The following is a 10,482-nucleotide window of genomic DNA, read 5'->3' as shown; positions in this document are numbered from 1 at the left end:
CCACGACCACCGCGCGTCACGGCAGCCAGGGCCGACTGAGCAGCCTGCCCGCCCTCGCCAACCGCAGCTTGCGCACACCGTGCTGGCTGGAGCTGCCCGGCAGTGCCCTGCCCAGCGTGTTGCAAGTGCCGTTGCGCGGCGGCGACGGCGATACATTGGGTGTACTGGTGCTGGGCAACAGTGTGAGCCTGCGCGCGCCAGACCATGAAGACAGTGAGTCGCTGCAATTGCTCGCCACGCTGCTGGCTGCGCATCTGCATAACGCTCGGTTGCTCACCACCCTCAAAACCCGCGACAGGACCCTGTCGGATTTGGTCGACCGCTTGCTGCGCGCCCAGGAAGACGAGCGCAAACGCGTGGCCTACGACCTGCACGACGGCCTGGCACAAACCCTCGCCGGTTTGCACCAGCGCCTGCAAGGGTTTGCCGGCCGTTGCCCGGCGCTGCCGGGCACCCTGGACGCGGACTTACAGGCGATCCTGAGCCTGGCCCAGCACTCGGTGGGCGAAGGCCGCCAACTGATCGCCGGCCTGCGCCCGACGGTGCTGGATGATTTCGGCTTACTCAAGGCACTCGACAAAGAGGCCGACCGCCTGCGCGAAGCGGGCGTGAGCGTGCAATGGGCCAGTGGCTACGCGGGCCGCTTGCCGAGCCAGGTGGAAATCGCCTTGTTCCGGATCGGCCAGGAAGCGATCAACAATATCCTCAAGCATGCCCAGGCCAGCCAGGTACAACTGGTGCTGGAGCTGCACAATGCCCAGGCTTCGCTGCGGGTCAGCGACAACGGCAAAGGCTTTGCCATCGACCTGCCGCTCGATACCCAGGATGCCCAGCACCTGGGCCTTGCCACCATGCACGAACGCGCCAGCCTGTTGGGCGGCCGCCTCGATTGCGTGAGCACACTCAACGGCGGCACCCAACTGCACGCCTGCGTGCCTGCCCACCTGAATGGAACACCGCAATGAACCACGTATTACGTCTGGTGCTGGCGGATGATCATGAAGTCACGCGCACGGGGTTCGTCGCCTTGCTGGCGGGGCATCCGCAATTTGAAGTGGTCGGCCAGGCGCGCGATGGCCAGCAGGCGGTAGAACTCTGCGAACAGTTGTTGCCCGACATCGTGATCCTCGACATTCGCATGCCGGTGCTCAATGGCCTGGGCGCCGCCCGCCTGCTGCAACAACGCCTGCCGGCGTTGAAAGTAGTAATTTTCACCATGGACGACAGCGTCGATCACCTGGAAGCGGCGATGAACGCCGGCGCGGTGGGCTACCTGCTCAAGGACGCCAGCCGCGATGAGGTGATCGATGCACTGCAACGGGTCGCGGCCGGTGAAGAAGCCCTGAATAACGCGGTCAGCGCCCGCCTGCTGCGACGCATGACCGAGCGCAGCGCCGCGGGTGGCACGCCGACTGAAAACCTCACCCCCCGTGAACGCCAGGTGCTGGGCCTGGTCGCGAACGGGATGAGCAACCGCCAGATCGGTGAGCAACTGGGCATCACCACCGGCACCGCAAAAGCCCACGTTGAGCGGGTGATCGGCAAGCTCGGTGCGGCCGACCGAACCCAGGCCGCCGTGCGTGGCATCGCCCTGGGCCTGGTGACCCAGGCATGAGGGTATTTTATGCCCGGCGCTGGGCCAACCTGCCCTTGCGCGGCAAGGCGCTGGTGGTGATTTCGCTGCCGCTGGTGGTGCTGCTGTTGTCGCTGGTGCTGATCTACATCACCGAACGGCAGACCGCCCGCGCTGAAGAAGACGTGCGCCGGGTGTTGCGCGTGCAAGGCGACATCCGCGCCGTGCACACGCTGCTGGCCGAGGCGGCCGCCAGCGTGCGCGGTTACCTGCTGACCCGCCGCGAGGATTTCCTGCCGGGCTACCGCAACGCCAAGCCACAGATCGAGGCAGCCTTGCGCCGACTCGACGAGAACGTTCGCGATCAACGCGTGCGCGAACAACTCGCGTCGATCACGCCACTGATCAACAGCAAAATCGATGGCCTGGAAGACATGCTCAGCGAGCCGACGACCAGTGCGGCGTCGATTACCAGCATTCTGGTCAGCAACAAACACATCCTCGACGCCCTGCGCCAGCACATCGGCACCATGCTGACCCTTGAGGATTCGTTGCTCGCCGAGCGCACGAGCGCCGCCGCCGAAACTCGCCAGCGGTTGCTGCTGTCGACCTGGCTGGCGGCGATCTGCGGGCTGTTCGGGGCAATCGTCGCGGTGCTGTTTCTGTCCAAGGGCATTGCCGCGCGCGTGCAGCAAGTGCAGCGCAATGCGCAGCGCCTGGCACTCGGTCAGCCGTTGCAGCCGCAACCACCGGAAAACGACGAGATTGGCCAGTTGGGCACGCGCCTGGTGGAAGCCGGCGCGCTGCTGGCCGAGCGCGAGCGCGCGTTGCGTGAGAACGAAGAGCGCTTGCGGCTGATCATCGATGGGGTCAAGGACTACGGCATCTTCGCGCTCGACACCGAAGGCCATGTCACCAGTTGGAATGCTGGCGCCGAGCGGATCAAGGGCTACACCGAACAGGAAATCATCGGCCTGCACTTTTCGGTGTTCTACCTGCCGGAGGAATGCCCGCAACACCCGGCCATGGCGCTGGAGGAAGCCACCCGCAACGGTCATTACATGGAAGAAGGTTGGCGCTGCCGCCAGGACGGCACGCGGTTCTGGGCCAGCGTGGTGATCACCGGGCAGTTCGATGCGACCGGGGCGTTGCGCGGCTTTTCGAAGATCACCCGCGACATCACCGACCGTCGCGCAGCCGAGATAGCGCTGGGCACCGCACGCGAGGAAGCCGAGCGCGCCAGCCGTGCCAAAAGCGAATTTCTGTCGCGCATGAGCCATGAACTGCGTACCCCACTCAACTCGATCCTGGGCTTTGCCCAACTGTTGGACATGGACGCGGTGGCAGGGCAAAAAACCCAGGTCGGGCACATTTTGCGTGCCGGCCAGCACCTGCTGACGCTGATCAACGAAGTGTTGGATATCGCCAAGATCGAGGCGGGACGCCTGCCGCTCAATATCGAAAAGATTGCATTGGCAGCCTCGCTGCAAGAGGCGCTGGCGCTGGTGTCACCCATGGCTGTGGACGCAGGCATCCAGTTGCAGCCGGTGCCAATCCTGACGCCGGATGTCGGCGTGGTTGCCGACCGACAGCGCCTGACCCAAGTGCTGCTCAATCTGCTGTCCAACGCGATCAAGTACAACCGGCCCCGGGGCCAGGTCAGCATCGAGGTGACGGTCCAGGGGCAACGCATCGGCGTGTCCGTCTGCGATACCGGCAAGGGCATTGCGCCAGACCGGCTCGGGCAACTGTTCAAACCGTTCGAGCGCCTGGGCGCGGACCCGAATATCGAAGGCAGCGGTCTCGGCCTGGCGCTGAGTAAAAGCCTGCTGGAAAAGATGAATGGCCAGCTGAGCGTGCACAGCACGCACGGCATCGGTTCACGCTTCACCCTCGAGCTGCCGTTTGTGCGCGTGCACGAACCCCAAGGGCTTGCCGCTGTGCAGTTCGACATCCCGTCGATACGCCCTGCCGTGGCCATGTCGGCAAGCCAGGGCAAAGTGCTGTATATCGAAGACAACCTCTCCAGCCTCGCGCTGATCGAGACCTTGCTGCAACGCAGGCCGGGGATAAAGCTGCTGTCGAGCATGCAAGGCCAACTGGGCCTGGACCTCGCCGCCCAGCATGCGCCCCAGTTGATTCTGCTCGACGTGTCGCTGCCGGACATCGACGGCCTGGCCGTGCTGCAACGTTTGCGCCGCGCGGCGATCACCCGGCACACGCCGGTGTTGATGATCACCGCCGACGCCAGTGACCTTACCCGCCAGGCGCTGCACGATGCGGGCGCAACGGCCGTCTTGAACAAGCCAATTAACGTACCCGCGTTTCTCGCCCACCTCGAACAGTATTTCCCGGAGCCCGCGTGAACCTCGACCTGCGCATTCTGATCATCGACGACCAACGCCCGAACCTTGACCTGGTGGAGCAACTGCTGGCGCGCGAGGGGCTGACCAACGTGCTGAGCAGCACCGAGCCACTGCGCACCCTGGAGCTGTTCAACAGCTTCGAGCCAGACCTGGTGATTCTCGACCTGCACATGCCCGAACTCGACGGCTTCGCAGTGCTCGAACAGCTCAACCGGCGCATCCCCAACGGCGAATACCTGCCGATCCTGGTGCTGACCGCCGATGCCACGCGCGACACCCGCCTGCGCGCCCTGGCCCTCGGCGCCCGGGACTTCATCAGCAAACCGCTGGATGCGCTGGAAACCATGCTGCGGGTGTGGAACCTGCTGGAAACCCGCGTGCTGTACAAGACCTTGCGCACCCTGGTGCCGGCGGAGCAGATCGAATTGTTGCAACGGCGGGGTTCAACGGCTGCGGTGGAGCCGGTGATTCGCCGTTGCTAGTGTGAATTGCAGAGGATTGCGCAGCCTGCAACAGTGTTTTGTCATCACTCCTATTGATAGCTCCCTAACGAAACCCGCATTCTAGAGGGCTAATCCCGCGCTTATATCATTCCGAATGATAGTTACCTTTGCTTCATTCGATTCGTGACATAGCACCTCGCCGCGCATGATCCGCCCATCTCAAATACATTGGCGGATGCACCTCATGGAACAGTCTCTCAAACATTTGCGCTTCCCCCTGGCGGTTTTGGCCGTGGTGGTGATGAGCGCGTGCGGCAAGGCCCCTGAACAAGCGGCCGCCATGCCGGCGGCGAAAGTCAGCGTGGCCAAGGTGCTGGAACAGCCGGTCAACGAGTGGGACGAGTTCACCGGTCGCCTCGAAGCACCGGAAACCGTGCAGATTCGTCCTCGGGTTTCCGGCCAGATTGACCAAGTCGCTTTCACCGAAGGCGCTTTGGTCAAGAAAGGCGACCTGCTGTTCCAGATCGACCCGCGTCCGTTCCAGGCTGAAGTGCGCCGCCTTGAAGCCCAGCTTGCGCAAACCCGCGCCGCCGCGACCCGCAGCGATAACGAAGCGCAACGCGGCGACCGCCTGCGCCAGAGCAATGCGATCTCCGCCGAACTGGCCGACTCGCGCACCACCGCCGCCCAGGAAGCCCGCGCCGCCGTGGCCGGGATCCAGGCGCAGTTGGACCTGGCCAAGCTGAACCTGAGCTTTACCCGTGTGACCTCGCCGATCAGCGGCCGTGTGAGCCGTGCCGAAATCACCGCCGGCAACCTGGTGACCGCCGATGTCACCGCGCTGACCAGCGTGGTCTCCACCGACAAGGTCTACGCCTACTTCGACGCCGATGAGCGCGTGTTCCTCAAGTACACCGAGCTGGCCCGCCAAGGCCGTCGCGGTGCGACCACCCCGGTATACCTGGGCCTGTCCAATGAAACCGGCAACCCGCACCTGGGCCAGATGAACTTCGTCGACAACCAGGTCAACCCGGCCACCGGCACCATCCGTGGGCGCGCCGTGTTCGATAACAGCAAGGGCGAATACACCCCCGGCCTGTACGCGCGCCTGAAGCTGGTGGGCAGCGGCACCTACTCCGCCGTGTTGATCAACGACGAAGCGGTGGGCACTGACCTGGGCAAGAAATTCGTGCTGGTGATGGACGGCGACAAGCCGGCTTATCGCGCGGTGGAACTGGGGCCGAAGATCGAAGGCTTGCGCATCGTGCGCAGCGGCCTGAATAAAGACGACACGATTATCGTCAAGGGCCTGCAGCGTGCACGCCCTGGGTCGCCGGTCGCGCCTGAGACCATCCCGATGGCCAGCAAGGAAACCCTCGCGGCCTTGGCACAACAACGACAAGCGCTTGAAGCCAGCAACCTGGAGCAAGTGGCGCCGGACAAAACCGCGCCCAAGCTCGCAGCTGCTGCGTCTCCACGCGGTTAAGGGATACGACTCCAGATGAATTTTTCCAAGTTCTTCATTTCGCGGCCGATCTTCGCAGCGGTGCTCTCGCTGTTGATCCTGATCGCCGGTGCGATCTCGCTGTTCCAGCTGCCGATCAGCGAATACCCGGAAGTGGTGCCGCCGACCGTGGTGGTGCGCGCCAACTTCCCGGGTGCCAACCCTAAAGTCATCGGTGAAACCGTGGCCGCGCCGCTGGAGCAAGCCATCACCGGCGTCGAGAACATGCTGTACATGTCCTCGCAGTCGACCGCCGACGGCAAGCTGACCCTGACCATCACCTTCGCCCTGGGTACCGACCTGGATAACGCGCAGGTACAGGTGCAGAACCGTGTGACGCGGACTCAGCCAAAACTGCCTGAGGAAGTGACGCGCATCGGTATTACCGTGGACAAGGCCTCCCCCGACCTGACCATGGTGGTGCACTTGACCTCGCCGGATCAGCGTTACGACATGCTCTACCTGTCGAACTACGCGATCCTCAATATCAAGGATGAACTGGCGCGCCTGGGCGGCGTCGGCGACGTGCAGTTGTTCGGCATGGGCGACTACTCCCTGCGTGTGTGGCTGGACCCGAACAAGGCCGCTTCGCGCAATTTGACCGCCACCGATGTGGTCAACGCGATCCGTGAGCAGAACCGTCAGGTCGCCGCCGGTGCCTTGGGCGCGCAGCCTGCACCAACGGACACCAGCTTCCAGCTGTCGGTGAACACCCAGGGCCGCCTGGTCACTGAGGAAGAGTTCGAGAACATTGTGATTCGCGCCGGCGACAATGGCGAAATCACCCGCCTCAAGGATATCGCACGGGTCGAGCTGGGTTCCAGCCAGTACGCCCTGCGTTCGTTGATCGATAACCAGCCGGCGGTGGCGATTCCGATCTTCCAGCGCCCGGGCTCCAACGCCATCGACATCTCCAATGATGTGCGCAGCAAGATGGCGGAGCTGAAAAAGAGCTTCCCGGAAGGCATGGATTACCGCATCGCCTATGACCCGACGATCTTTGTGCGCGGCTCCATCGAGGCGGTAGTGCATACCCTGTTCGAAGCACTGATCCTCGTGGTGCTGGTGGTGATTCTGTTCCTGCAGACCTGGCGCGCCTCGATCATTCCCTTGGTGGCGGTGCCGGTATCGCTGATCGGTACGTTTGCAGTGATGCACCTGTTCGGCTTCTCGCTGAACGCCTTGTCGCTGTTCGGATTGGTATTGGCCATCGGCATCGTGGTGGACGACGCCATCGTGGTGGTGGAGAACGTCGAGCGAAACATCGAGCTGGGCCTGGCGCCCTTCCCGGCCACTGAAAAAGCCATGAGCGAAGTAACCGGGCCGATCATCGCCACCGCGTTGGTGCTGTGTGCGGTGTTCATTCCGGCGGCGTTTATCAGCGGCTTGACCGGGCAGTTCTACAAACAGTTCGCTTTGACCATTGCGATTTCCACGGTGATCTCGGCGTTCAATTCGCTGACCCTGTCGCCGGCCCTGGCCGCCGTGTTGCTGCGTGGCCATGACGCGCCGAAGGACCGCTTCTCGAAGTTTCTCGACAAGATCTTCGGCGGCTGGCTGTTCCGCCCGTTCAACCGCTTCTTCGAAAAAGCCAGCCATGGCTACGTGGGCACGGTGCGCCGGGTGATTCGCGGCAGTGGCATCGCGCTGTTCGTCTACGCCGGTTTGATGGTGCTGACGTTCTTCGGCTTTGCCCACACACCCACCGGTTTTGTGCCGGCCCAGGACAAGCAATACCTGGTGGCCTTCGCGCAACTGCCGGACGCCGCGAGCCTTGATCGCACCGAAAACGTGATCAAGAAGATGTCGGACATCGCCCTGAAACAGCCAGGCGTGGAAAGCGCGATTGCCTTCCCTGGCTTGTCGATCAACGGCTTCACCAACAGCCCGAACAGCGGCATCGTGTTCGTGACCTTGAAGCCGTTCGATGAGCGCAAAGACGCGAGCATGTCGGCCGGTGCGATTGCCGGTGCACTGAACGGCAAGTACGCCGGCATCGAAGAAGCCTACATGGCGATCTTCCCGCCACCGCCGGTACAGGGCCTGGGTACGATCGGCGGGTTCCGCCTGCAGATCGAAGACCGCGGCAACCTCGGCTATGACGAACTGTACAAAGAAGTGCAGAACATCATCACCAAAAGCCACGGCGTGCCTGAACTGTTCGGTCTGTTCACCAGCTACACGGTCAACGTGCCGCAAGTCGATGCGGCCATCGACCGCGAAAAGGCCAAGACCCACGGCGTGGCGATCAGCGACATCTTCGACACCCTGCAGGTCTACCTGGGTTCGTTGTATGCCAACGACTTCAACCGCTTCGGGCGTACTTACCAGGTCAACGTGCAGGCCGAGCAGCAGTTCCGCCAGGACTCCGACCAGATCGGCCAGCTGAAAGTGCGCAACAACAAAGGCGAGATGATCCCGCTGGCGACCTTTATCAAGGTCAGCGACACCTCCGGCCCCGATCGCGTGATGCACTACAACGGTTTTATCACCGCTGAAATCAACGGTAACGCCGCGCCGGGCTACAGCTCCGGCCAAGCCCAGGCTGCGATTGAAAAACTGTTGAAGGACGAACTGCCCAACGGCATGACCTACGAGTGGACCGACCTGACCTATCAGCAAATCCTCTCGGGCAACACCGCGCTGTTCGTGTTCCCGCTCTGCGTACTGCTGGCGTTCCTGGTACTGGCCGCCCAATACGAAAGCTGGAGCCTGCCGCTGGCGGTGATCCTGATCGTACCGATGACGCTGCTGTCGGCCATTACCGGGGTGATCATCTCGGGCGGCGACAACAACATCTTCACCCAGATCGGCCTGATCGTACTGGTGGGCCTGGCGTGCAAGAACGCGATTCTGATCGTCGAGTTCGCCAAGGATAAACAGCAGGAAGGCCTTGACCCGCTTGCCGCGGTACTCGAAGCCTGCCGCCTGCGTCTGCGGCCGATCCTGATGACCTCGTTCGCGTTCATCATGGGTGTGGTGCCACTGGTGTTGTCCAGCGGTGCCGGTGCCGAGATGCGCCACGCCATGGGTGTGGCGGTGTTCTCCGGGATGATCGGGGTGACCTTCTTCGGTCTGTTGCTGACGCCAGTGTTCTACGTACTGATCCGTCGCTATGTGGAGCGCCAAGACGCGCGCAAAGCGGCCAAGGCCTTGAAGCTGGAGACACAGCAATGAGTGTGAAAGTATTCCTGCCGAGCTTGCTGGTACTGGCGCTTGCCGCCTGTGCCGTGGGCCCGGACTACAAAACCCAGCAGCTGGAGGCGGCCAACATCACGGCCGCCGCCGATGCCAAGCAGTATGACCACGCCAAGTTCGAAGGCATCTGGTGGCAGCAGTTCGACGACCCGACCCTCGACCAACTGGTGACCCAGTCGCTGGACGGTAACCGTGACCTGCGTGTGGCGTTTGCCCGTCTGCGGGCGGCCCGCGCCATCCGTGACGACGCCGCCAACGACGTCATGCCGGTGGTCACCAGCCGTGCCAGCAGCGACGTGGGCAAAGGCCAGATCCCCGGCCAGACCACCCGGCGCGTCAACAGCGAACGCTACGACCTGGGCCTGGACATGGCCTGGGAAGTGGATCTGTTCGGGCGCATCCGCCGCAACCTGGAAGCCAGCGACGCCGACCAGCAGGTCGCCGAGGCCGACCTGTACCAACTGCAAGTCACGATGATTGCCGAATTGGTGGATGCCTACGGCCAACTGCGCGGCGCCCAGCTGCGCGAAAAAATTGCCCTGGACAACCTGAAGAACCAGCAGGACTCGCGCAGCATCACCGTCAGCCTGCGCGACGCCGGTGTCGGCGATCAGCTTGACGTGGAACGTGCCGACGCGCGCCTGGCAGCGGTTGAAGCCAGCGTGCCGCAACTGCAGGCCGAACAAGTGCGCGAGCGTAACCGCATCGCCACCCTCCTCGGCCAGCGCCCCGACAAGCTGAGCGTAGACCTGAGCCCCAAAGACCTGCCGGCGATTGCCAAGGCGTTGCCGATCGGTGACCCAGGCCAACTGCTGCAACGTCGCCCGGACATCCTCAGCGCCGAACGCAAGCTGGCCGCCGCCACCGCTCGTATCGGCGTGGCCAAGGCCGACCTGTTCCCACGGGTCAGCCTCAGTGGCTTCCTCGGCTTTACCGCCGGGCGCGGTTCGCAGATCGGTTCGGCCGCCGCCAATGCCTGGTCCCTGGGCCCGAGCATTACCTGGGCGGCGTTTGACCTGGGCAGCGTGCGTGCGCGGTTGCGCGGCGCAAATGCCGAAGCCGATAGCGCCCTGGCGACCTATGAGCAGCAGGTGCTGCTGGCGTTGGAAGAATCGGAAAATGCCTTCAGTGATTACGGCAAACGCCAACAGCGTCTGGTTTCGTTGATCCGTCAGAGTGAGTCGAGCCGCGCCGCTGCCGACCTCGCGGCGATCCGCTATCGCGAAGGCACCGTGGACTTCCTGGTGCTGCTCGACGCGCAGCGTGAACGCCTGGCCGCCGAAGATTCCCAGGCCCAGGCCGAAGTGGACCTGTATCGCGGCATCGTCGCGATCTACAAGGCCCTGGGCGGTGGCTGGCAGCCGGACACGGTGGTAGCCAGCAGCAAGTGATGTAAAG

Annotated in this window: 7 protein-coding genes; all 7 read left to right on the top strand. The window is 63.3% G+C overall.

The window, feature by feature from the left end:
• On the top strand, positions 1-965 hold a 965-nt coding region (locus WBR57_RS29270), incomplete at its 5' end, for a sensor histidine kinase (RefSeq protein ID WP_424088917.1).
• On the top strand, positions 962-1,615 hold the full coding sequence (locus WBR57_RS29265; protein ID WP_424088915.1) for a response regulator: 654 nt from the start codon (positions 962-964) through the stop codon (positions 1,613-1,615). The genes WBR57_RS29270 and WBR57_RS29265, both read left to right, overlap by 4 nt.
• Complete coding sequence (locus WBR57_RS29260; protein ID WP_424088913.1) at positions 1,612-3,939, top strand: ATP-binding protein; 2,328 nt, start codon at positions 1,612-1,614, stop codon at positions 3,937-3,939. Before WBR57_RS29265 ends, WBR57_RS29260 begins: the two co-directional genes overlap by 4 nt.
• A complete protein-coding gene (locus WBR57_RS29255) occupies positions 3,936-4,421 on the top strand; it encodes a response regulator (RefSeq protein WP_424088911.1) in 486 nt (161 codons plus the stop codon). The genes WBR57_RS29260 and WBR57_RS29255 overlap by 4 nt, the downstream gene beginning before the upstream one ends.
• A 205-nt stretch (positions 4,422-4,626) precedes the next feature.
• Positions 4,627-5,868 (top strand): multidrug efflux RND transporter periplasmic adaptor subunit MexE, encoded by a 1,242-nt coding sequence (gene mexE, locus WBR57_RS29250; protein WP_424088909.1) that lies wholly within the window; start codon positions 4,627-4,629, stop codon positions 5,866-5,868.
• A 15-nt stretch (positions 5,869-5,883) separates the two neighbouring features.
• Complete coding sequence (locus tag WBR57_RS29245) at positions 5,884-9,063, top strand: efflux RND transporter permease subunit (RefSeq protein ID WP_424088907.1); 3,180 nt, start codon at positions 5,884-5,886, stop codon at positions 9,061-9,063.
• Positions 9,060-10,475: an efflux transporter outer membrane subunit gene (locus WBR57_RS29240; RefSeq protein ID WP_424088905.1), complete on the top strand. Its 1,416-nt coding sequence runs from the start codon at positions 9,060-9,062 to the stop codon at positions 10,473-10,475. Before WBR57_RS29245 ends, WBR57_RS29240 begins: the two co-directional genes overlap by 4 nt.
• Positions 10,476-10,482: the final 7 nt, after the last annotated feature.

This window comes from Pseudomonas sp., assembly GCF_049590575.1.
Classification (GTDB): domain Bacteria; phylum Pseudomonadota; class Gammaproteobacteria; order Pseudomonadales; family Pseudomonadaceae; genus Aquipseudomonas.
Note: the sequence above shows the minus strand (reverse complement) of the source record. Positions and strands in the feature narration are given on the sequence as shown.

Bases quoted from the DNA above. Each gene is read 5' to 3' on its own strand.
- WBR57_RS29265 (WP_424088915.1), top strand. From the start codon at position 962: ATGAACCACGTATTACGTCTGGTGCTGGCGGATGATCATGAAGTCACG.
- WBR57_RS29260 (WP_424088913.1), top strand. From the start codon at position 1,612: ATGAGGGTATTTTATGCCCGGCGCTGGGCCAACCTGCCCTTGCGCGGC.
- mexE (WP_424088909.1), top strand. From the start codon at position 4,627: ATGGAACAGTCTCTCAAACATTTGCGCTTCCCCCTGGCGGTTTTGGCC.
- WBR57_RS29245 (WP_424088907.1), top strand. From the start codon at position 5,884: ATGAATTTTTCCAAGTTCTTCATTTCGCGGCCGATCTTCGCAGCGGTG.
- WBR57_RS29240 (WP_424088905.1), top strand. From the start codon at position 9,060: ATGAGTGTGAAAGTATTCCTGCCGAGCTTGCTGGTACTGGCGCTTGCC.